This window comes from Enterobacter sp. TCD1-1 (assembly GCF_020567405.1).
Lineage (GTDB): Bacteria > Pseudomonadota > Gammaproteobacteria > Enterobacterales > Enterobacteriaceae > Enterobacter > Enterobacter quasiroggenkampii.
In genome coordinates this window covers 20,861-43,732 of the sequence record NZ_JAJCXF010000008.1, presented here as the reverse complement: position 1 = coordinate 43,732, position 22,872 = coordinate 20,861, and the positions used below count along the sequence as shown (strand labels likewise).

The window sequence follows — 22,872 nt, the reverse complement described above, 5'->3', positions numbered from 1 at the left end:
CGGGTGGCGGCTTCGCCTTACCCGGCCTACGGTTCGAACGTAGGCCGGTAAGCGCCACCGGGCACTATTCAGACCGCACCCAAAACCCCTCACAACATTGCAGCCACGCCTGCGCGCTCTGCGACAAATAGACCCCTTCACGCCAGATCATCCCTAACTGCCAGTGCAGAGCGCTCTCCAGTGGGATCCAGCGCAGCGTGTTTTTATCCAGACGCTCGCAAATCGGCTGCGGCAGAATGGCAATCCCCACGCCGGCCTGCACCATCGCTGCCAGGAAATCCCATTGTCCGCTGCGTACCGCAATGCGCGGCTTGACGTTATGCTGGTTAAACAGCGTCATCAGCTGGCGGCTGAGGGCGAAGTCTTCGTTGTAGATCAGCAGGGGGTGCTCGCCGAGTAGTTCAGGCTTCACCGACTCCCTCTTTAGCCAGTCGCCGGAGCGGGGCACCAGCACGCACAGCGGGTGGCTAAAGAGCGGAAGCGTCGCCAGGCCGCTCTCTTCCTCAACGGGGAGGGCGGTCATTGCCACATCGAGCTCGCCGTTAGTGACGGCCTGCTGGACGGTTAACCCACCAAACTCCGAAATCTTCAGCTCTACGCCGGGATAACGCTGGCGAAACAGGCTAATCGGTCCGGCCATCATCATGCCGACCATCGGGGGAATGCCGAGGCGAAGCACCCCTTTGGTCAGATGATTAATATCGTCCAGCTCTGCTTCCAGCTGGCGGAACTCCGCCAGAATCGCCAGCCCGCGTTCGAACACCACGCGTCCGGTGTCGGTCAGCAGCAGCTTGCGCCCGTCGCGGATCAGCAGGGTACAGTTCAGTTCATCTTCGAGGTTTTTCAGCATTTTGCTGATGGTGGGCTGGGTAACAAACAACTTCTCCGCTGCGCGGGTAAAACTTTGCTGACGAACCACTTCGACAAAATAGCGCAGCGTTCTTATGTCCATGATTATTCCTCGAAACTATACCTTTGATGATTTTAATTCATTTCAGTCCACACCGTGCGCTCACTATACTGGCGCCTCGTCTCATTTTTGAGGAAAACCCCCATGGCCGTGGCGTTAAGCCGTGTTACGCCTGCCGTTGTACAACGACTCCAGGTCCCGGTTCAGGTACTGCTCTACGCGGGACTGTTTGTTTTCGCCGAATATCTTGTCGGCTGGCTCCACCTGCCGCTGCCTGCCAACCTGGTGGGGATGCTGCTGATGCTGACGCTCATCCTCTGTCGCGTGATCCCCCTTAACTGGGTGCGCGCCGGGGCGCGCTGGCTGCTGGCGGAGATGCTGCTGTTCTTTGTCCCTGCCGTGGTGGCGGTGGTGAACTATGCGCAACTGCTGATGGTGGACGGCTGGCGAATCTTTGCGGTGATCGCGCTGAGTACGTTGATGGTGCTGGGGGCGACCGCCTGGGTCGTGGATAAAGTCTACCGGTTTGAAATCAGCAGGCACAAACATGACTAACTTTCAGATCAGCGTCCTGTGCCTGATCGCGACGCTCGGGATCTACTTTGCCAACAAGCGGCTGTATCGCCGGTTTCATGCGCTGCCGCTGATGCCGCTGGTCTTCACGCCGATCCTGCTGGTGCTGATGCTGGTCTTCGGCCACATTTCCTGGCAGAACTACATTGGTGAGTCCCACTGGCTGCTGTGGCTGCTCGGCCCGGCGACCATCGCCTTTGCCGTGCCCGTTTATGACAACCTGGCGATTATCAGGCGCCACTGGATGTCGCTCAGCGCAGGCGTGATCACCGCCACGGTGGTCGCGGTCTGTAGCTCCGTCTGGCTGGCGAGACTGTTTACGCTGCCCGATGAAATTCAGCGCAGCCTGGCCGTGCGCTCGGTGACCACGCCGTTTGCGCTGGCGGCGGCTAAACCCCTCGGCGGACAGCCGGACCTGGTGGCGCTGTTTGTGGTGGTGACGGGTGTCTTTGGGATGGCGGTGGGCGATATGCTCTTTCTGCGGCTTTCTATTCGGGAAGGAATGGCCAAAGGCGCGGGATTTGGCGCCGCGTCGCACGGCGCGGGCACGGCTCGTTCCTATGAGCTGGGCCAGCAGGAGGGCGTTGTCGCGAGCCTGGTGATGATGCTGTCGGGCGTGGTGATGGTGCTGGTTGCGCCGCTGGTGGCGTGGGTGATGTTTTAAGCTCCCCGACCAGAATGGCCGGGGAGAAAGGTTTAGTGCGCGCGGCCCTGCTCAACGCCAAGACCGGTTTGTGAACGAATAAACTGGGCGCGGAATTTCTCGCGCTCCAGGTTACCCTCCGGCGAATTGTCGGTGGCCGAGAAGACCCAGATACCGATAAACGCCACAGCAATGGAGAACAGCGCCGGGTATTCATACGGGAAGATGGCGCTGGCGTGACCGAGGATCTGCACCCAGATCGTCGGGCCCAGAATCATTAAGATCACCGCCGTCAGCAGCCCCAGCCAGCCGCCAATCATCGCGCCACGGGTGGTCAGTTTCGACCAGTACATGGAGAGCAGGATGATCGGGAAGTTACAGCTGGCCGCAATGGAGAAGGCCAGCCCCACCATAAAGGCGATGTTTTGCTTCTCGAACAGAATGCCCAGCAGGATCGCCACAACGCCCAGTACCAGCACGGTGATTTTGGAGACTTTCAGCTCATCGCGCTCGCTCGCGCCTTTGCGGAAGACGTTGGCGTAGAGGTCATGCGAAACCGCCGACGCCCCGGCCAGCGTTAAACCCGCAACCACCGCAAGAATGGTGGCGAAGGCCACGGCAGAGATAAAGCCGAGGAACAGGTTGCCGCCCACCGCGTCGGCCAGATGCACCGCCGCCATGTTATTGCCGCCAATCAGCGCGCCCGCGGCATCTTTAAACGCCGGGTTTGCCCCCACCAGCATGATCGCGCCAAAGCCGATGATAAAGGTCAGGATATAGAAGTAGCCCATGAAGCCGGTGGCGTAGAAGACGCTCTTGCGCGCTTCACGCGCATCGCTCACGGTGAAGAAGCGCATCAGAATGTGCGGTAGACCTGCGGTACCAAACATCAGGCCCAGACCGAGCGACAGGGCAGAAATCGGGTCTTTCACCAGCCCGCCCGGGCTCATAATGGCTTCCCCTTTCGGATGGACCGCCATGGCTTCGGTAAACAGGTTATTGAAGCTGAACCCGACGTGCTTCATCACCATAAAGGCCATAAAGCTGGCGCCGAACAGCAGCAATACCGCTTTGATGATTTGCACCCAGGTGGTCGCCAGCATGCCGCCGAACAGGACGTACATCACCATCAGCACGCCCACCAGTACCACCGCGATGTGGTAGTTCAGGCCGAACAGCAGCTCGATCAATTTACCCGCGCCCACCATCTGTGCGATCAGATACAGCGCCACCACCACCAGCGAACCGCAAGCGGAGAGGGTGCGAATCGGCCCCTGCTTCAGGCGATACGAGGCCACGTCGGCGAAGGTATAGCGGCCCAGGTTGCGCAGGCGCTCGGCAATCAGGAACAGAATGATCGGCCAGCCGACGAGGAAGCCGAGGGAGTAAATCAGGCCGTCATAGCCGGAGGTGTAGACCAGCGCGGAGATCCCGAGGAACGAGGCGGCAGACATAAAGTCACCCGCAATCGCCAGGCCGTTCTGGAAGCCGGTAATGTTGCCGCCTGCGGTGTAGTAGTCGTTACGGGAGCGCACGCGTTTCGACGCCCAGTACGTAATGTACAGCGTCAGCACCACGAAAATCAGGAACATGATAATCGCCTGCCAGTTGGTTGGCTGGCGCTGTACCTCGCCGGTAATGGCATCCGCCGCGTGGGCGGCAAAGGGAAGTGTGGCGGCTAGCGCCGTCAGGACTCGCTTCATGATGCTTTTACCTCTTGCAGTACCGCTTTATTAAGACGATCGAATTCACCGTTCGCGCGCCAGACGTAGACGCCGGTCAGCACAAATGAAATCACGATCACGCCAATGCCAATGGGAATACCGCGCGTCACGCTGGTCCCCTCGTGCAGCGGGGTGCCCAGCCAGTGCGGCGCAAAGGCGATCAGCAGAATAAAGCCGACATAGATAATCAGCATGATGATGGAAAGGGTGAAGGCAAACCGTTGCCGCTTATCGACGAGCTCCCTGTAGTGCGCACTATTCTCTATCTGCTGACAAATATGGTCATTCATCACAGAGTCTCCAAAGGTAAGGTTGGTTTGTTTTTATCCCCTCTCCCCTATGGGGAGAGGGTGAGGGGAGGAAGGTGCGGTCTGATGCCCTCACCCCGGCCCTCTCCCACGGGGAGAGGGAGAAAAGATTACGATGGCATTGCGATGGCCTGCTTCTCTTCGAGCAGTTTTTCCACCACGCCAGGATCCGCGAGCGTTGAGGTATCACCGAGGTTGCTGGTGTCCCCTGCCGCGATTTTGCGCAAGATACGGCGCATGATTTTGCCGGAGCGGGTTTTCGGCAGCGAGTCGGTCCAGTGCAGCACGTCCGGCGTGGCCAGCGGGCCAATCTCTTTACGCACCCAGTTGCGCACTTCTGTATAAAGTTCTGGCGACGGTTCTTCACCGTGGTTCAGAGTGACATAGGCGTAAATCGCCTGGCCTTTGATGTTGTGCGGAATACCGACAACGGCCGCTTCGGCAATCTTCGGATGCGACACCAGCGCTGATTCAATCTCCGCGGTGCCCAGACGGTGGCCGGAGACGTTCAGCACGTCGTCCACGCGTCCGGTGATCCAGTAATAACCGTCTTCATCACGGCGCGCGCCGTCGCCGCTGAAGTACATGTTTTTAAAGGTCGAGAAGTAGGTCTGCTCGAAGCGATCGTGATCGCCGAACAGGGTACGCGCCTGACCCGGCCACGAGTCTGTGATCACCAGGTTGCCTTCGGTGGCGCCTTCCAGCGGGTTGCCTTCGTTATCCACCAGCGCAGGCTGCACGCCGAAGAACGGACGGCTTGCCGAGCCTGCTTTCAGCTGCGTGGCGCCCGGCATTGGGGTGATCATGAAACCGCCGGTTTCGGTCTGCCACCAGGTGTCCATGACCGGGCATTTCTCGTTGCCGATTTTCTTCCAGTACCACTCCCAGGCTTCCGGGTTAATCGGCTCGCCCACGGAACCAAGGATGCGCAATGAAGAGCGATCGGTGCCTTCGATGGCTTTATCGCCTTCCGCCATTAATGCGCGGATCGCCGTTGGCGCGGTGTAGAGAATATTGACCTGATGCTTGTCGACGACCTGGCACATACGCGCCGGGGTCGGCCAGTTCGGTACGCCTTCAAACATCAGCGTTGTTGCGCCACAGGCCAGCGGGCCATACAGCAGATAGCTGTGCCCGGTGACCCAGCCCACGTCGGCAGTACACCAGTAGATGTCGCCCGGGTGGTAGTCGAAGACGTATTTGAAAGTGGTGGCCGCGTAGACCAGATACCCGCCAGTGGTGTGCAGCACGCCTTTCGGTTTGCCGGTTGAGCCAGAGGTGTAAAGAATGAAGAGCGGATCTTCCGCATTCATCTCTTCAGGCTGATGCTGGTCGCTCGCTTTTTCAATCAGGTCGCTCCACCACAGGTCGCGCCCCTCGTGCCAGTCGATTTTGCCGCCGGTACGCTTAAGGACGATGACGTTGCTGACCGTTTTGACGTTCGGGTTTTTCAGCGCTTCGTCGACGTTTTTCTTGAGTGGGATACCGCGTCCTGCACGCACGCCTTCATCGGCGGTGATCACCAGTTTTGAGCTTGAATCGACAATACGACCCGCAACCGCCTCTGGCGAGAACCCGCCAAAGATAACCGAGTGAATGGCGCCGATACGCGCGCAGGCCAGCATGGCCACCGCCGCTTCCGGCACCATCGGCATATAGATTGCGACCACGTCGCCTTTTTTAATGCCTTTATCCAGCAGGACGTTGGCAAAGCGGCACACGTCGCGGTGCAATTCTTTATAAGTAATGTGTTTGCTCTGCGAGGCATCATCGCCTTCCCAGATAATCGCCGTCTCGTTCCCGCGCGCGGCAAGGTGACGGTCAAGGCAGTTCGCCGCCAGGTTCAGCGTGCCATCTTCATACCATTTAATGGAGACGTTACCGGGCGCAAAGGAGGTGTTCTTCACCTTCTGATAAGGTTTGATCCAGTCCAGGATATGGCCCTGCTCACCCCAGAAGGTGTCCGGGGCGGTGATAGATTGCTGATATTTCTCGTGGTACTGCTCCGGGTTGATCAGGCAACGGTCCGCAATGTTTGCGGGAATGTCATGTTTGTGTATTTGGCTCATGGCTTTTTTTCTCCTTGTAAGATGTTAATAATATGTCGCAAAAACGTTAATAATAGGGGCTTTACAAGCTTTGTTTATTATTTGGGCTACAGATCACGCATTGTTTGAACAGGTTGAAAAATGAGCGAATGAAACTTTGAAGGAAAATAATTTATGCTGACGATTATTCACATTTATGTTTAAAAAAGCGTTTTTATAACAAAAGGTTATTTATTAGAAACAGGAGAAACTCCCGTCACGGACGCTTTTACGAGTGAAATGCGTCGTTCTTTAAGGCTTGCGCAACAGGCCGCGCAAATGATACTCATACGCCGCGTTAAAAAATCCCATAAATCGACGCAACACAATTCATACCCTATCAGTATGTCCCCCTATTCATGCAGTTTGAGTGAATAAGGCGCTTCATTGAGGAAGTCAGTTTCTATGAAAAACGTTAAAGTCAGCCTGGCCTGGCAGATCTTAATTGCCCTTGTGCTGGGCATCCTGCTGGGCAGTTACCTCCACTATCACAGCGACAGCCGCGACTGGCTGATTGCGAACCTGCTTTCACCGGCAGGGGATATCTTTATTCATCTGATCAAGATGATTGTGGTACCGATTGTGATCTCGACGCTGGTGGTGGGTATTGCGGGCGTCGGCGATGCGAAGCAGTTAGGTCGTATTGGTGCGAAAACCATTATCTATTTCGAAGTGATCACTACGGTTGCGATCATTCTCGGTATCACCCTGGCGAACGTGTTCCAGCCGGGTTCCGGGATTGATATGTCGCAGCTGGCTACGGTGGATATTTCGAAATACCAAAGTACAACCGCTGACGTGCAGAGCCATGCACACGGCCTGATGGGCACTATCCTTTCTCTGGTACCGACCAACATCGTGGCATCGATGGCGAAGGGCGAGATGTTGCCTATTATCTTCTTCTCGGTCCTGTTTGGTCTGGGGCTCTCCTCTCTGCCCGCGACGCACCGCGAACCGCTGGTGACCGTGTTCCGCTCTATCTCCGAGACCATGTTTAAAGTGACCCACATGGTGATGCGTTACGCGCCGGTAGGGGTGTTTGCGCTTATTGCCGTCACCGTGGCGAACTTCGGTTTTGCCTCCCTCTGGCCGCTGGCGAAGCTGGTGATTCTGGTGCACTTCGCGATCCTGTTCTTTGCGCTGGTGGTGCTGGGCATCGTGGCGCGTCTGTGCGGGCTGAGCATCTGGATCCTGATCCGTATCCTGAAAGATGAGCTGATTCTGGCCTACTCCACAGCAAGCTCTGAGAGCGTGCTGCCGCGTATTATTGAGAAGATGGAAGCCTACGGCGCGCCAGCGTCGATCACCAGCTTCGTGGTGCCGACCGGTTACTCCTTTAACCTGGATGGTTCCACGCTGTATCAGAGCATCGCCGCTATCTTTATTGCCCAGCTGTACGGCATTGACCTGTCGCTGTGGCAGGAGATCGTCCTGGTGCTGACGCTGATGGTGACCTCTAAAGGTATCGCAGGCGTACCGGGCGTGTCGTTCGTGGTGCTGCTGGCGACGCTGGGCAGCGTCGGTATTCCGCTGGAAGGTCTGGCCTTTATCGCCGGTGTGGACCGTATCCTCGACATGGCGCGTACGGCGCTGAACGTGGTGGGTAATGCACTGGCGGTGCTGGTTATCGCCAAGTGGGAACACAAATTCGATCGTAAAAAGGCGCTGGCGTATGAACGCGAGGTGCTGGGTCGTTTTGATAAGACTGCCGATCGGTAACCTCTTAAGCCCGGTGGCGCTGCGCTTACCGGGCCTACGAGTCTTGTAGGCCGGGTAAGGCAAAGCCGCCACCCGGCACTTTATTCTCCGCTTAACGCATCAAACTCTTCGCATCCCGTATCAAACCCTTCAGTGCAGCTCAGGTTCAACCAGTACAGTGCTTTCTGCTTATTTGGCGTGATAAAGCCTTTCTCACCCTGCCTGAACAACATCCCTGCCCAGTACTCGGCATAGCCCGTACGCGAAAGGGCTGAACTTCGCTTGAACCACGAGGCGGCCTGCACGTCATCCTGCGCCACCTCGACGCCGTTGGCATAAATGAGTCCCAGCAGCAGTTGCGCATCGACCGCAGAGTCGCTGTCGATATCTTCGGTTGCCGTTTGCAGCAGTCTGATAGCCTGCGGATAGTCCGTTTTCCCTACCTGAGTATTCACCAGAATGCGCGCCAGCATGATCGCGCCGCGTTTGCTGCCAGCAATGTTTGCCTGTTGGGCCAGGGCTTTGGCCTGTGCGTAATCGCCCTGTGTAAAGAGGATTTGCGAGAGCAACCCCATGGCGTCGACATCACCGCCTTTCGCGGCTTTCTCGGCCCACAGCGCGGCCTTCTTGCTGTCGCCGGAGCTGAAGTACGTATCGGCAAGATAATACTGGGCACGCGCATCACCGGCTTCCGCCTGTTTCCGATACTGGCTGCCTATCTCATCCGCGCTGGCGAAGGACGTTAAAAACACTAACAACAGAAAAATGGCTTTCATGGATTCTTATCATCTGGGTACACGCCGCGCAGTATAATCGCGGGCGCAAAAGAAAAAAATGGGTGCATTAAGACCTCAGCATCCTACAAGCCGGGCGGAACCGTTGTTCCGCCCATAGAGGTTAGCCTGGGTTGCAGGCTAATTTAGCCGCCACCTCCTGATGTTCACTCTTTATTGAAAACTCGCAGAGCTTACCGCGAGTAATAAAGGTAAAGATCACTATCGTCAGGCAAACAATAAAGACGATGCCTAACGCAGTTTTTAATGGCGTCATGCCTTTTACTCCTTGTCAAAAAAAGAATAAGAGGCTACTCTCAGCCTGTTGGGAGTTGAGGGAGTAGCCTCGGGTAAATGAAAATTTCCCGGGGCTTTCTACTTTCTGTCCCTCAACAATGCTCAAGACAGAAAGTCTTAAGCACCCGCCGAATATCTTATCCCTCTGAATTAAAATGCAAAGATGTAATTCTTTTTCGCGAAAATTACATTATTTCTGCGAGCCGATTTCCAGAATAGTAATTTATATTTCTTATGAATTAATCGGAAATAAAAAGGGAGTGAATATTTCACTCCCTTTATTCATCGATGAATTAACGGCTTCAACCCATTGCGCTTTCGCGCAGTCGGGCTTTCAGCTTGTTATATTCGTCGATCACGTACTGTTCCGCCGCGTGCTGATCCGCAATCGGCTCAACGTTGACGGCGCAGTATTTATACTCCGGCGTTTTGGTTATCGGGCTTAAGTTCTCCGTTACCAGCTCGTTGCAGGCACCAATCCACCACTGATAGGTCATATAGACCGCCCCTTTGTTTGGACGATCGCTGACCTGCGCACGGGTGATGATCCGCCCTTTGCGCGAATTCACCCACACCAGCGCCTCGTCCTCAATACCAAGGCGTTCCGCATCGGCGGTGTTGATTTGCGCATAGCCCGGTTCGTCCGCCAGCGCGGCCAGCGCGGCGCAGTTGCCGGTCATCGAACGACAGGAGTAGTGGCCCACTTCACGTACGGTGGAGAGCACCATTGGATACTCATCGGTGAGTTTATCAATGGGCGCGACCCAGTCGCAGGTGAAGAATTGCGCCAGCCCGTTCGGGGTGTCGAATTTCTCCTTAAAGAGATAGGACGTGCCTTGATCGGCCTCCGACTCATCCCGGCACGGCCACTGGATGTATCCCAGCTCACCCATTTTTTCATAGGTGGCGCCGTAGAAGTCCGGACACAGGCTGCGCAACTCGTCCCAGATCTCCTGGGTGTTGTTGTAGTGCATCGGGTAGCCCATACGGGTGGCGATTTCGCTGATAATCTGCCAGTCCGTTTTCAGATCCCACTTCGGCTCGACCGCCTTGAAGAAGCGCTGGAAGCCGCGGTCGGCCGCGGTGTAGACGCCTTCATGCTCGCCCCAGGAGGTCGACGGTAAAATGACATCCGCCGCCGCCGCGGTTTTGGTCATGAAGATATCCTGGACAATCACCAGCTCCAGATCCTCAAACCCTTTACGCACTGCAGAGAGCTCGGCGTCGGTCTGAAGCGGATCTTCGCCCATGATGTAGGCCGCACGCACTTCGCCATGCGCCGCGCGGTGCGGCAGCTCGCTGATGCGGTACCCAGTATGTTCCGGCAGGCTTTCCACACCCCAGGCCTTCGCGAATTTGGCGCGGTTCTCCGGGAATTTCACGTACTGGTAGCCAGGATAAGTATCCGGCAGCGCGCCCATATCGCAGGCGCCCTGCACGTTATTCTGACCGCGCACCGGGTTCACGCCAACGTGGGCTTTACCCAGATTACCGGTCAGCATCGCGAGGCTGGTCAGCGAGCGCACGGTCTCCACGCCCTGGTAGAACTGGGTCACGCCCATGCCCCAGAGGATGGCGGCGGTTTTCGCTCCGGCATACATCCTGGCCGCCTGACGGATCGCCTGCGCGCTAACGCCGGTTATCGCTTCAACCGACTCCGGCGTATAGCCTTCGACTATTTTCTTATACTCTTCAAAGCCTTCCGTACGGGTCGCGACAAACACCTGGTCGTACAGGTTCTCCTCAATGATGACGTGTCCCATTGCATTCAACAGCGCGATGTTCGAGCCGTTTTTCAATGCAATGTGCATATCCGCAATGCGCGCGGTTTCAATTTTGCGCGGATCGCAGACGATGATTTTCGCCCCATTCTGTTTAGCGCGAATAACGTGGTTCGCGACGATAGGGTGAGAATCCGCCGGGTTATAACCAAAGATGAAGACGAGATCGGTATTATCTATCTCGTTGATGGCATTACTCATTGCGCCGTTACCGACCGACTGGTGCAGACCTGCAACCGATGGGCCGTGTCAGACGCGAGCGCAGCAGTCGACGTTATTGGTACCAATAACGGCGCGCGCGAATTTTTGCATCACATAGTTGGTTTCATTTCCCGTCCCGCGGGAAGAGCCGGTGGTCTGGATGGCATCCGGGCCATACTTGGCCTTGATGGCGCTCAGGCGCGTGGCGACGTAATCCAGCGCCTCGTTCCAGGAGACGGCTTCCAGCTTGCCGCCGCGCTCGCGGCGGATCATAGGGGTTTTCAGGCGCGGGGTAAGGATTTGGGTATCGTTAATAAAATCCCAGCCGTAGTAACCTTTCAGGCACAGCGTGCCCTGGTTGGTTTTCCCCTGTGCGGCCTCCGCCCGGACGATTTTGCCGTTATCGACCACCAGGTGGATCTTGCAACCTGAGGCACAATAAGGGCAAACCGTGACGACTTTTTTCATCAGTCTGCTCCAGTTAATCGAATCGTTCGCACCCACTATGCAGCTTCTATGCCATGTTTTTTGTATGGGTATCCCCTGACTTTACGGCCCATTCGGGGTGAAAACCCTGACAAAAAGCAGCCAATCGTCAAAATTGACGTGTCGACAGGGCGGCGGATGTGACATGGGTTGAATTTCCGTCACTGAAAAAACCTTTTGACTGGAGCCGACGGCAGAATAGTTCAGACTTAACATAATCCCCTGACGGAAGCATACGATGAAACCGGCGATTCTGGTGGTTGATGACGATACGGCAGTCTGCGAACTGCTTCAGGACGTGCTGAGCGAGCACGTCTTTAGCGTGCTTGTCTGCCATAACGGCCAGGATGCGCTGCGCCGGGTACAACAGGAGCCAAATATCGCGCTTGTGCTGCTGGATATGATGCTGCCGGATATTAATGGCCTGCAGGTTCTGCTGCAGCTGCAAAAGCAGCGTCCGGCGCTACCGGTTGTGATGTTAACCGGGCTGGGCAGCGAGTCAGACGTGGTGGTGGGGCTGGAGATGGGGGCCGACGATTATATTGGCAAACCGTTCAACCCGCGCGTGGTGGTTGCCCGCGTGAAAGCGGTGCTGCGCCGTACGGGCGTGCTGGCGGCGGAAGCTCCCGCAGCGCCCGTCGCGGGCATTGCGTTTAACGGATGGACGCTTGATACCACCCGCTGCGAGCTGAGCGATCCGCAGCGTAATCCCGTGCCCTTAACCCAGGGCGAGTACGGCCTGCTGCTGGCGCTCACGCAAAATGCCCGTCGGGTGCTGAGCCGTGACAGGCTGCTCGAGCTGACCCACAGCGAAAGCGCCGACGTGTTCGATCGCACGATTGACGTGCTGATCATGCGCCTGCGCCGGAAAATAGAGGCTAACCCGCATCAGCCTGCGCTTATCAAAACGATCCGCGGGCTGGGTTACGTGTTTGCCATCGATGTGAGCCGGCCCGAACAGGCGGCATAAGGCTTACGTTATCGCCGGAACAATGATGGCGGCAAAGATTGCAGCGATGCACAGATATTTGAGGGCGTAATAGGCCTTACGGTTTCTTTTTTTCAGACGCTGCCCCCGCTCGCGACCTGCATGAACGTATTTAAAAATGCGGTTAATGCCGCCAGTGCTGTCATTCTCGTCATTCGGTGAGCTGGCTGCAGACATTAGCGTGGTTCCCACCCAATGGTTAACCGCCTGCGCCCAGCGCCATTTCATCGGACGCTCAATATCGCAGAAAAGAATAATGCGCGTTTGATCCGTTTTATTCTCTGCCCAGTGGACGTAGGTCTCATCAAAAATAACGGCTTCTCCATCCCGCCAGCTGTGGCGCTGCCTGTCGACTTCAATAAAGCAGCGATCGTCATTCGGTGTGAATAAGCCCAGATGGTAACGAACCGAGCCCGCGTACGGGTCCCGGTGCTTGCCAAGCTTCGCCCCCGCCGGCAGCTCGGCAAACATGGCCGCCTTCACCGAGGGGATTTCACTTACCAGCCGGGTCGTTACCGGGCATAAAGACTGCGCGGAGGGATGGGCATCGGCATACCACTTCAGATAAAAACGTTTCCAGCCGCGTTTAAAAAAGGTGTTAAAGCCAGCGTCGTTATTATTTTCCGCCGCCTTAATATGATGCTGCAAACGCAGCGCCTCTTCGCGAATAACCAGCCAGTTTTCCGTCAGCTTATTTAATTCCGGGAAGCGTTCTGTTTCAAAGAAAGGCTGCCTGGCGGGCAGGGAAGAAAACGCCGTCATAAACATATTGATGGGCGCCATAAACGTCGAATGGTCGAAGAGCTGACGAGAAAGCGTCTGTTTTTCTTTGCCGCGTGAATGCGCATAAATAACGCTGATAATGAAAATACCGATGATGATGGCTGCGAACATTTTTCCCTTGTCCTCTTTCTATCTCATTTCGGAAAAGTGTGCGGACAGTGTGCTGCCCACGCCGAATATGCCAGATGGAGAGAGTGTAGTTCGGGGATGTAAAATTCATAGAACTGTAATGAAATATCGCAATTATTGTTAAATTAAACGCTCTCGCGAATAAACGCCTGCAGCTCGGCCAGCGTTTTTGCGCCGTCAATCGCATTGGCGGCCAGCAGGCTTGCCCGCGCGCAGGCGTGCGCCAGATAAATACTCTCTGTCAGCGGCAGCGATTCATGGCAGCCGTATAAAAAGCCCGCGCAAAAGGCATCGCCCGCGCCGACGCTGCCGATAATCTCTTCCTGCTCCAGCATCCATGACGGGATCCAGCGACCCTCTTCACCGCGGGCTTCTCCCCATGCGCCTTCCGGGCAGTGGATCACCACCCGCTGGCGTACGCCTGCCGCCAGCAGCTGCGCCGCGGCATCGGCGATATGGGCAATGTGCGGGGCGTCGTTTTCATCACGCATTGTCAGGCCGCTAAACTCACCGGCCTCGAGCTCGTTAATGACCAGATAGTCGAGATGGCGCAGGGCAGGGAGCACCAGCGGCTGATAGCGTGGGTCACCCTTGCGGGAAACCAGGTCGAGCGAGGTTTCATACCCCTGTTCACGCATTTGTGCCAGCAGCCGCGCGCTGCGGGTGCCGAACTCGTCATCGGGCATATCCAGGCTGTCGAGCAGCAGGAGATAGCCGAGATGGAAGATCTTCATCGATCCGTCTAAGCGATCGAAAGCGGGAAGATCCAGCAGGCGGTTGGCCCCCGGTGAGTGGAAAAAGGTACGCTGTCCGCTGGGATCGGTCATCACCTGCGACATGGAGGTTGGCGCAAAGGTGGTGCGCTGTACGCGCTGGCGGTTGACGTGGTACTGGTCGAGCATCGCCAGAATGTAGTCCCCGTCGCTGTCTTCGCCAATCAGCCCCACCGCCTGCAGCGGCAGGCCAACGTGCATTTTCGCAAGCGTCAGCAGGACGTTGAGTGGCGCGCCGCCGGTTGAGCGTTCGCTGTGGGTGATTTCCGCCAGCCAGCCGCGCTCCGGCCATTGCACGATCTGGTGAACGTGGTCCACCAGCATATTGCCTGCGGCGATGATGCCTTTGCGTTCCATTATGCCTGCCCCGCGCTGCCGAAAATGCGCATCTGTTCGGCGACCGTATCCGTAATCGCCTCTTCTATCCCCAGCAGCAGCTCGGCAAACTCGTCGTAGAGCGGCTGGCGTTTTGCCATACGCTGCTCCACGGCGGCGAGCGCGGCCTGCGACATCCCGGTATAGAAATTGATTTTATGAATGCCCAGCTCGATGGCGCGGCGGAAGTCGGCATCGCTAATCCCGGAGCCGCCGTGTAATACCAGCGGCAGTCCCGTCTGTTGACGAATGGCGTCCAGACGCGGGAAATCGAGCTTCGGCTCGCCTTTATACTTGCCGTGTGCGTTGCCGATGGCGACAGCCAGCGCGTCGATGCCGGTTGAATCGACAAATTCGCGCGCCAGCTGTGGGTCGGTGAAGAAGGCTTCATCCGCATGTCCGTAAAGCGCGCCGCCTTCATCGCCCCCGACTGCGCCCAGCTCCGCCTCCACCGAGACGCCCACCGCGTGGCACATCTTCACCACTTCCCGCGTCTGGCGGATGTTTTCCTCATAGCTCAGCGTAGAGCCGTCGAACATCACCGAGCTGAACCCTAAGCGCAGGGCGCGCACCACCGCCTCGAAATGCAGGCCGTGGTCGAGATTGAGCACCACGGGAATGTCGTGACGGGCGGCTTCGAACTTCACCGCTTCGACAAGCGAATCCAGCGACACGTACTTAAAGTGCACTTCGGCGATGTTGATGATAAACGGCGAGCGCTCCTGCTTTGCGGCGGCGAACAGCGCGCGCAGGAAGTGGGAATCGAGCACGTTAAATGCGCCCAGCGCATAGCGGTGTTGTCTGGCGTGGGCAAGACCGTCGGCAAGAGAAATCAATGGCATCATTCACCCCTTATATCCGAAACAGGTTGTACTCGTTGCACAGCACCAGCAGCGCCGGCTCGTCTTCTTCGATGTTGTTATAGCGGGCAACGGGCTGCAAAAAGTGGTTGTCGTGTTCATCGTCATTGACCGAGGATACTTCCCCGACCAGCACGTCGCCGAAGCCGCGTTCGCCCCAGAAACTGTGGTAAAGACCGGGCGTCAGGCAGATGCTTTCCCCTGGCGTGAGGCGCAGCTGGCTGCCGGGGGCGTGGGTTTGACGGCAGCCGTCGACGGTGACCGTCACGTCGGTGTTTTCCGTCTCTTCATGCGCCCCGGCATTCCATAATTCCACGATCAGATTCCCGCCGCCCCGGTTGATGATGTCTTCCCGTTTACGCCAGTGAAAATGCATCGGCGTGACCTGGCCGTCCCGCACGTGCATGATTTTTTCGGCATAGTTTTTTTCATACGGCACACCGTTGGGCGAGCCGTTGCGCAAGGTAAACAGCGTCAGGCCCTCAGCGGCAAAGTTGTTGCCGCCGAATGCCGTCACGTCCCAGCCGAGCCTGAGGTCGAACACTTCCTGCCATGCAGCCTGGTCAAGCTGCTGCCATTTCGTTGGCGGAAAGCTGGCAAAAGGCGGGAGATGCACGTCGTGCATGGAGAAAAACTGCCGCGTGTGGCCGAGGATTTCGTTAATGTCGGAGCGTTTCATGGGGACTCCTTGAAAACAGTTCCCTCTCCCTGCGGGAGAGGGAAAAGGATCATTTAACCGTCCACCCCTTATACGTGCCGACGTTCTTTTTATCGATCATCGTCACCGGGATCAGCACGGGCGCTTTCGGCGCAGGTTTGCCCTGGAGAATGTCATAGCCGATCTCCACCGCTTTTGCCGCCATAACCTGCGGATCCTGCGCCGGGGTCGCCACAAACAGCGAGTTTTCGCGCTTCAGCGCTTCCTCACCGTCCGGTGAACCATCCACGCCAACGATAAAGAACTCATTGCGCTGCGCCTGTTTCGCGGCCAGATCGGCGCCGATCGCCGTCGGATCGTTAATCGCAAACACGCCGTCGATCTTCGGATTAGCCGCCAGCAGGGAGGTCATGACTTCCAGACCGCCTTCACGACTGCCTTTGGCGTTCTGGTTATCCGAGAGCACCTTGATATCCGGATGTTTTTTGAACTCCGTCTGGCAACCTTCCACGCGGTTTTGCACCGCTGAGACCGGCGGTCCGTTGATGATCACCACGTTGCCTTTCCCTTTCAGGCGGTCGGTAATGTACTTACAGGCCATCTCACCCGCCTGGGTGTTATCGGAGGTGATGGTCGCATCAGCCCCTTCCGCCGCGACGTCAACCGCCACGACCACGATCCCGGCGTCCTTCGCGCGCTTCACCGCCGGGCCGATCCCTTTGGAGTCCGCGGCGTTGAGGATGATCATGTCCACTTTCGCGGCGATGAAGTTGTCGATCTGCGCCACCTGCTGGCCCAGATCGTACCCGCTGGAGACCAGCGTCACCTTGACGTTATCCCCCGCCAGTTTGCGCGCTTCCAGCTCGGCACCTTTGGTGATCTGCACGAAGAACGGGTTAGCCAGGTCACCCACCGTCACGCCAATGGACTTCAGATCTTTCGCCTGCGCAAACGGCGTTGCGGCAAGCAGCGCGCCAGCACAGAGCGCAGTTACTAACGGTTTCAAACGCATCTTGTCTTCCTCACTCGTAGGGTATTGTTGTTATGCACTTTGATGGTGTCGGGTACGGTATTTGTCGATCAGCACCGCAATGATGATCACCGCCCCTTTGATCACCAACTGCCAGAAGTAGGAGACGCCCATCAGCGTCATGCCGTTGTTGAGGGTGGCGATGATCAATGCGCCGACCAGCGTGCCGGTGATCGTGCCGATCCCGCCGACAAAGCTGGTGCCGCCAAGGATCACTGCCGCAATTGCATCCAACTCGTAGCCTGTGCCGAGGTTGCCGTTAGCGCTGTACAGGCGTGAGGCGCTCATGACGCCGCCGAGGCCGGAGAGCAGGCCGCTCATGCCGTAGACAAACAGCAGCACCAGCCAGACCTTAATCCCCGTTAAGCGCGCCGCCTGCATGTTGCCGCCCACGGCGTAGATATGAACGCCAAGCGTGGTACGGCGCAGGATGAACCAGCACACCACAATGACCGCCAGGGCGATCACCACCAGCCAGGGAATTGGGCCGAGATAGTTATTGCCGATCCACTCGAAGTTGATGTTCGAGTTAATGACCGTCGTGCCGTCGGCCAGCAGGTACGCCGCGCCGCGCAGCGCCGTGTAGGTGCCGAGCGTGACGATAAAGGGCGGCAGCCCGGCAAAAGCCACCAGCGCGCCGTTAAACAGGCCCAGCACCATGCCGAGCATCAGCGCGGCGGGAATGGACAGCCCGGCGAATTCGGGAATGAGCGATACCACCATCGCGGCCACCGCCGTGGTGCCGAGAATCGACCCCACGGAGAGGTCAATCCCGCCGGTGAGGATAATGAAGGTCATTCCCGCCGCCAGCACGATGTTGATCGACGCCTGACGGGTAATGTTGAGCAGGTTGCTCTCGGTAAAGAAGTTCGGGGCAATAAAGCCAAATACCGCCACAATCAGGATAAGAATTGGCAAAATACCGACCGTTTGCATCAGATCGCTCATCAGCATTTTTTTGGCGGAGGCGGATTTCGCCACCTGCTGCGGATGGGTTGGAGTTGTCATGATTGCACCGCCTGATGATGAGTGTCGTTCACGCCGGTTGCCAGCGTCATAATGTTTTCCTGAGAGATGTCACGCCCGTGAAGCTCGCCCGCGATGCTGCCTTCGCGCATCACGTACACCCGGTCGCTCATCCCCACCACTTCCGGCAGCTCGCTGGAGATCATCAAAATCGCCACCCCTTTGCGCGCCATCTGGTTCATGATGCGGTAGATCTCGCTTTTCGCCCCGACGTCCACGCCACGCGTGGGTTCGTCCAGAATCAGAATGCGTGGGCCAATCGCGACCCAGCGGGAGATGAGCAGCTTCTGCTGGTTGCCGCCCGACAGCCCGCCCGCGCGCACCTGAGCATGCGGCACGCGGATGTTAAGCAGGGCGATGGCGTCATCGGAGATGGCCTGCGCTTTTTTGCGGTTTAACATGCCGAAGGTGGCGTCGCGCTCCAGCGTCGCCATGGTGATGTTCTCCTGCGCCGCCAGCTCCAGAAACAGTCCCTGCTCCTTGCGGTTCTCGGTGAGAAAACCGATGCCGTTTTCGATGGCCGCACGCGGGGAGTGGATCACCACCGGCTCGCCGTCGACCTCAATCATGCCGCCCGTGGCTTTGCGCACGCCGAAGATAAGCTGTGCCAGCTCGGAACGTCCGGCCCCGACTAGCCCCGCCAGCCCGACGATTTCGCCGGAACGCACCTGCAGGCTGCAGGGCTGTACTTTTTTACCGTCGGTGAGGTGATGCACGTTGAGGCGTGGGCTGCCGAGGGGGATATCACGCTCCTTGTTGAACAGGTCGCTTAACGGTCGTCCCACCATCATGCGCACCAGCTCGGAGGCGTTAAGCTTGTCGCGCGTCAGGCTGCCGACGTACTGCCCGTCGCGCAGAACGCTGACGCGGTCAGAGAGTTCATACACTTCCGCCATGCGGTGGCTGATATAAATGATCGCCATCCCTTCATCGCGCAGGCGTAAAATCAGTTCAAACAGGCGATGTGTTTCCCGCGAGGAGAGGGCGGCGGTGGGTTCATCCATCACCAGAATGCGGCTGTTGCGGTGCAGCGCGCGGGCAATTTCTACCTGCTGCTGTTCGGCGATGGTGAGCTTCATCACCAGATCGGTGGCGCTGAACTGTGCGCCGAGGCGGTCAATCACCGCCTGCGCCTGGGCAGCCATCTCTTTGCGCTGCACCATCCCGCCGCGCGACAGCTCGCTGCCGAGGAAGATATTTTCGGCTACGGTCAGATTAGGCGCGAGCTGCATCTCCTGATAAATCAGGGTGATGCCCGCGGCAAGCGCATCCTTCGGCCCTTTAATGTGAAACGGCTGACCGTCAATCAGGATCTCGCCGTGAGTGGCGGTATAGGCCCCCGCGAGGATTTTCATCAGCGTGCTTTTTCCCGCGCCGTTTTCGCCCATCAGCGCGTGGATCTCACCGGGAAAAACCGTCAAATCCACACCCTTGAGCGCGTGGAAACTGCCAAACGTTTTGGCAATGTTGCGCATCTCTAATACCGGGGTTCTGCTCATGGCGGATCTCCTGTGAATGCCGATTTCTGCACTTCATCACAGGTGCGTAAATGCAAAATGTCAGAAGCTGTTCATATTTGTCATAGTTATGAATAGCTAATGTGGATCACAGTTATTGAATTACCCTCACCCCGGCCCTCTCCCTGAAAGGGAGAGGGAGCAAATTATTCCCTCGCCCCTTTGGGGAGAGGGTTAGGGTGAGGGGACAACAAACCGCAAAGGAGCCTCAATCCATGCCATCACACCGCCCCCCGTTCTTCGCCAGCGCCCGCGGTCGCCTGCTGATTTTCAATCTGCTGGTGGTCGCCGTGACGCTGATGGTGAGCGGCGTGGCGGTGCTCGGCTTCCGTCACGCCAGTCAAATCCAGGAGCAGGTTCAGCAGCAAACGCTGGACGATATGACCGGCAGCATGAACCTGGCCCGCGATACCGCCAACGTGGCGACGGCGGCGGTGCGGCTCTCGCAGGTGGTGGGGGCACTCGAGTACAAAGGAGAAGCCGAGCGCCTGAAGCAGACGCAAATGGCCCTCCGCCATTCGCTGGAGCAGCTTGCGGAGGCGCCGCTGGCGCAGCAGGAGCCAGCTCTGGTGGCGCGTATTATTCAACGAAGCAATGAGTTACAGCAGAGCGTGACGGAGATGCTGGAGCGCGGACAGCGACGCCATCTGGAGCGTAATGCCCTGCTGAGCTCGCTATATCAAAGCCAGAGTTACCTGCGTCATCTGCAGGACATCAACCGCCGTTATGACAGTAACGTACCGGGTGCGCAGCAGCTGATGGAGATGGACCGGCTGATCGCCGCCGCCATCGATACCCCTTCGCCGCGCGCGACCATCCAGCAACTGGACGCGGTGGCCGCAACGTTGCCCCGAAATACCGTACAGCCGGTCGTAAAGGCGGTTCTGCCTGATTTTAATGCCGAGCTAGGTCAGCTCGCCCCGCTGTCGAAGCAGCTGGAGGAGAGCGATCTGGCGATAAGCTGGTATATGTTCCACATCAAGGCGCTGGTGGCGATCCTCAACAGCGACATCAATCAGTACGTGGAGCAGGTGGCGCAGGCATCCCGGCTTCGCACCGCCCAGAGCCATCACGAACTGCAATCCATCAGCGTATTTATCACCATTTTCGCCGTGCTGGCGCTGATCATCACCGGGTGTGCCTGCTGGTATATCTACCGCAATCTGGCCTCCAACCTGACGGCCATTTCCCGGGCGATGTCGCGTCTTGCTCACGGTGAACAGGATGTGTCCGTCCCCGCGCTGCAGCGGCGCGATGAGCTGGGTGAACTGGCGCGCGCGTTTAACGTTTTTGCCCGCAACACCGCCTCGCTTGAGCACACCACGCGCCTGCTGAAAGAAAAAACCACGCAGATGGAGATCGACCGCATTGAGCGTCAGGGGCTGGAAGAGGCGCTGCTGCACAGCCAGAAAATGAAGGCGGTCGGGCAGCTGACGGGCGGGCTGGCGCATGATTTTAATAACCTGCTGGCGGTGATCATCGGCAGTCTTGAGCTCACCGACCCCGAATCAAACGACGCGCCGCGCATCAGCCGGGCGCTGAAGGCGGCCGAGCGTGGCGCCTTACTGACCCAGCGCCTGCTGGCGTTTTCCCGCAAGCAATCCCTGACGCCGCATGCGGTAGAGATGCAGCCGCTGCTGGAGAACCTCCGGGAACTGCTGCGTCACTCCTTGCCCGCCACCCTGACCCTGGAAATTGAAGCGCAATCCCCGGCATGGCCCGCATGGATCGACGTCAGCCAGCTGGAAAACGCCATCATTAATCTGGTGATGAACGCGCGTGATGCGATGGAAGGGCAAAGCGGGGTGATTAAAATTCGCACCTGGAATCAGCGCGTTACCCGCAGCGACGGACGCAGGCAGGATATGGTGGCGCTGGAAGTCATTGACCGCGGCAGCGGCATGTCGCAGGAGGTCAAATCCCGGGTCTTTGAACCGTTCTTCACCACCAAACAGACCGGGAGCGGGAGCGGGTTAGGCCTGTCGATGGTGTACGGCTTTGTGCGCCAGTCCGGTGGTCGCGTGGAGATTGAAAGCGCGCCGGGACAGGGAACGACCGTGCGGCTTCACCTCCCGCGCTCGACGCAGCCCGCCGCTGCAGTTGATGAAGCGCTGTCAGCCACCGCCTCCGTCGAGAGCGAGCGCCTGGTGCTGGTGCTGGAGGATGAAGCGGATGTCCGTCAGACCCTGTGCGAGCAGTTGCACCAGCTTGGCTATCTGACGCTCGAAGCGGAAAACGGCGAGCAGGCGCTGAGCATGCTGGCGGCGTCGCCGGATATTGGCATGTTTATCAGCGACCTGATGTTGCCCGGAAGCCTGAGCGGGGCCGAGGTGATTAGCCATGTGCGCAGTCATTATCCGCAGCTTCCGGTGCTGCTGATCAGCGGCCAGGATTTACGGCCCTCGCATAATCCTCAGCTGCCGGACGTTCCGTTATTGCGTAAGCCGTTTACGCGGGCGCAGCTGGCGCAGACTCTGCGGAAAATATGTTTTTAAATGCCCCTGTTTAGGATTTCATCAAGAGCATCGTTGACGCCGGTGATGTTAATCTGCGCAAAATTTAGCAGATTGGGATATAAAAGGAATTATGCCGGTACTCACAAAGGGGGACTCACAAATGATCGTGATGCCTACAACATACAGCCCGAGCACAATTGCCAGGTCGTTTAAACTCGTTGATGAGTTTGAGCTTTCCGGGCGAGTGCTACATGTTATTTTTGATAGCCAGACGCCAAGAGCTGCGATTATTGAAGCGGATATCGAAACCTTCGATGGGGTGCCCCGGCATCGGGTTGTTGCTGCCCTGGATTTACAACGTAAAACGCATTTGGGTGAAGATATCATTGCCGTCGAGCGCTGTTGGGAAGATGCCAATGTTATTCAGGTAGAAGGTATCTGTGTTGATCCCGCCGAGCGTGACAAGGGACTGGCAACTCGCCTGTATGAAGCCCTGGTATTACAGTGTGGCGTGACACTTGTCAGCGACTTTGAACAATATGAGGGTGGGAAGATGCTCTGGCAGAAAATTGCCCGTGAGTCTGACCAAATCGCTGTATTTGTTCTCGATACCGAGCAGGGCGCATTTTGGCCGTATGATGGTAGCAAGGTTATCTATGACGGAGGGTGTATCCCCGAAGATCGTATCTGGAGCCATTCGCCGGATCAAAAATGCTACGGCATCGTCCTGGTCGCAGAAAATAAACAGCGTGCGAATCAACTGATGGAAGTCCCAGGACACAACTGAATTTGAGAT

At 57.5% G+C, this 22,872-nt stretch carries 20 protein-coding genes; 6 read left to right on the top strand and 14 right to left on the bottom strand.

The genetic code is table 11. The annotated features are described in order from the left end of the window. Window positions 1-64: 64 nt before the first annotated feature. Window positions 65-952: a LysR family transcriptional regulator gene (locus tag LJA86_RS20660; protein ID WP_229226670.1), complete on the bottom strand. Its 888-nt coding sequence runs from the start codon at window positions 950-952 to the stop codon at window positions 65-67. Window positions 953-1,054: 102 nt separating this feature from the next. Here LJA86_RS20660 and LJA86_RS20655 point away from each other — a divergent pair, with 102 nt between their 5' ends. Both LJA86_RS20655 and LJA86_RS20650 read left to right on the top strand, forming a co-directional pair. After that, entirely contained in the window at window positions 1,055-1,465 is a 411-nt protein-coding gene (locus LJA86_RS20655) for a CidA/LrgA family protein (protein WP_021242769.1), read from the top strand. Further along, entirely contained in the window at window positions 1,458-2,147 is a 690-nt protein-coding gene (locus LJA86_RS20650) for an LrgB family protein (protein WP_045909180.1), read from the top strand. The genes LJA86_RS20655 and LJA86_RS20650 overlap by 8 nt, the downstream gene beginning before the upstream one ends. Window positions 2,148-2,179: 32 nt before the next feature. Here the strand turns inward: LJA86_RS20650 and actP are convergent, their stop codons facing one another. The 3 genes from actP to acs all read right to left on the bottom strand — a co-directional run bounded on the left by actP (window position 2,180) and on the right by acs (window position 6,227). Continuing rightward, complete coding sequence (gene actP, locus LJA86_RS20645) at window positions 2,180-3,829, bottom strand: cation/acetate symporter ActP (RefSeq protein WP_045909181.1); 1,650 nt, start codon at window positions 3,827-3,829, stop codon at window positions 2,180-2,182. After that, window positions 3,826-4,140, bottom strand: coding sequence for a DUF485 domain-containing protein (locus tag LJA86_RS20640; RefSeq protein ID WP_008503396.1), 315 nt, complete (start codon window positions 4,138-4,140; stop codon window positions 3,826-3,828). The genes actP and LJA86_RS20640 overlap by 4 nt, the downstream gene beginning before the upstream one ends. 128 nt (window positions 4,141-4,268) lie before the next feature. Beyond that, window positions 4,269-6,227 carry an acetate--CoA ligase gene (gene acs, locus LJA86_RS20635; protein WP_229226669.1) on the bottom strand — a complete coding sequence of 653 codons (1,959 nt, stop codon included), beginning with the start codon at window positions 6,225-6,227 and terminating at the stop codon, window positions 4,269-4,271. 423 nt (window positions 6,228-6,650) lie between these two features. Here acs and gltP point away from each other — a divergent pair, with 423 nt between their 5' ends. Beyond that, window positions 6,651-7,964: a glutamate/aspartate:proton symporter GltP gene (gene gltP, locus LJA86_RS20630; protein WP_045909183.1), complete on the top strand. Its 1,314-nt coding sequence runs from the start codon at window positions 6,651-6,653 to the stop codon at window positions 7,962-7,964. 80 nt (window positions 7,965-8,044) lie between these two features. Here gltP and LJA86_RS20625 read toward each other — a convergent pair whose 3' ends face one another. The 3 genes from LJA86_RS20625 to fdhF all read right to left on the bottom strand — a co-directional run bounded on the left by LJA86_RS20625 (window position 8,045) and on the right by fdhF (window position 11,463). Beyond that, window positions 8,045-8,719 carry a tetratricopeptide repeat protein gene (locus tag LJA86_RS20625; protein ID WP_229226668.1) on the bottom strand — a complete coding sequence of 225 codons (675 nt, stop codon included), beginning with the start codon at window positions 8,717-8,719 and terminating at the stop codon, window positions 8,045-8,047. 121 nt (window positions 8,720-8,840) lie between these two features. Continuing rightward, window positions 8,841-8,993 (bottom strand): Hok/Gef family protein, encoded by a 153-nt coding sequence (locus tag LJA86_RS20620; RefSeq protein ID WP_045909184.1) that lies wholly within the window; start codon window positions 8,991-8,993, stop codon window positions 8,841-8,843. Between the two features lie 322 nt (window positions 8,994-9,315). Beyond that, window positions 9,316-11,463, bottom strand: coding sequence for a formate dehydrogenase subunit alpha (gene fdhF, locus LJA86_RS20615; protein ID WP_229226667.1), 2,148 nt, complete (start codon window positions 11,461-11,463; stop codon window positions 9,316-9,318). A 256-nt stretch (window positions 11,464-11,719) separates the two neighbouring features. On the opposite strand from fdhF, the gene LJA86_RS20610 reads away from it, so the two are divergent. After that, the gene (locus tag LJA86_RS20610; RefSeq protein ID WP_229226666.1) at window positions 11,720-12,451 is read left to right on the top strand and encodes a response regulator; all 732 of its coding nucleotides are present in this window, start codon (window positions 11,720-11,722) and stop codon (window positions 12,449-12,451) included. Between the two features lie 3 nt (window positions 12,452-12,454). On the opposite strand, the gene lpxO is transcribed toward LJA86_RS20610, so the two are convergent. The 7 genes from lpxO to LJA86_RS20575 all read right to left on the bottom strand — a co-directional run bounded on the left by lpxO (window position 12,455) and on the right by LJA86_RS20575 (window position 19,602). Continuing rightward, on the bottom strand, window positions 12,455-13,363 hold the full coding sequence (gene lpxO / locus LJA86_RS20605) for a lipid A hydroxylase LpxO (protein WP_008500041.1): 909 nt from the start codon (window positions 13,361-13,363) through the stop codon (window positions 12,455-12,457). A 143-nt stretch (window positions 13,364-13,506) separates the two neighbouring features. Next, window positions 13,507-14,511 (bottom strand): carbohydrate kinase family protein, encoded by a 1,005-nt coding sequence (locus LJA86_RS20600; protein ID WP_063622854.1) that lies wholly within the window; start codon window positions 14,509-14,511, stop codon window positions 13,507-13,509. Further along, window positions 14,511-15,371, bottom strand: coding sequence for a ketose 1,6-bisphosphate aldolase (locus LJA86_RS20595; protein ID WP_048226469.1), 861 nt, complete (start codon window positions 15,369-15,371; stop codon window positions 14,511-14,513). Before LJA86_RS20595 ends, LJA86_RS20600 begins: the two co-directional genes overlap by 1 nt. A 10-nt stretch (window positions 15,372-15,381) precedes the next feature. After that, window positions 15,382-16,068 carry a D-lyxose/D-mannose family sugar isomerase gene (locus LJA86_RS20590; protein WP_045909188.1) on the bottom strand — a complete coding sequence of 229 codons (687 nt, stop codon included), beginning with the start codon at window positions 16,066-16,068 and terminating at the stop codon, window positions 15,382-15,384. Between the two features lie 49 nt (window positions 16,069-16,117). Then, on the bottom strand, window positions 16,118-17,059 hold the full coding sequence (locus tag LJA86_RS20585; protein ID WP_021242935.1) for an ABC transporter substrate-binding protein: 942 nt from the start codon (window positions 17,057-17,059) through the stop codon (window positions 16,118-16,120). A gap of 30 nt (window positions 17,060-17,089) precedes the next feature. Continuing rightward, a complete protein-coding gene (locus LJA86_RS20580) occupies window positions 17,090-18,085 on the bottom strand; it encodes an ABC transporter permease subunit (RefSeq protein ID WP_048030254.1) in 996 nt (331 codons plus the stop codon). Further along, the gene (locus LJA86_RS20575; RefSeq protein ID WP_039266969.1) at window positions 18,082-19,602 is read right to left on the bottom strand and encodes a sugar ABC transporter ATP-binding protein; all 1,521 of its coding nucleotides are present in this window, start codon (window positions 19,600-19,602) and stop codon (window positions 18,082-18,084) included. The genes LJA86_RS20580 and LJA86_RS20575 overlap by 4 nt, the downstream gene beginning before the upstream one ends. A gap of 233 nt (window positions 19,603-19,835) precedes the next feature. Between LJA86_RS20575 and LJA86_RS20570 the strand changes: the two genes are divergently transcribed. After that, entirely contained in the window at window positions 19,836-22,115 is a 2,280-nt protein-coding gene (locus tag LJA86_RS20570) for a hybrid sensor histidine kinase/response regulator (protein ID WP_045909190.1), read from the top strand. A gap of 121 nt (window positions 22,116-22,236) precedes the next feature. Next, window positions 22,237-22,863: a GNAT family N-acetyltransferase gene (locus LJA86_RS20565; protein ID WP_008500049.1), complete on the top strand. Its 627-nt coding sequence runs from the start codon at window positions 22,237-22,239 to the stop codon at window positions 22,861-22,863. The last annotated feature ends 9 nt before the right edge of the window (window positions 22,864-22,872 follow it).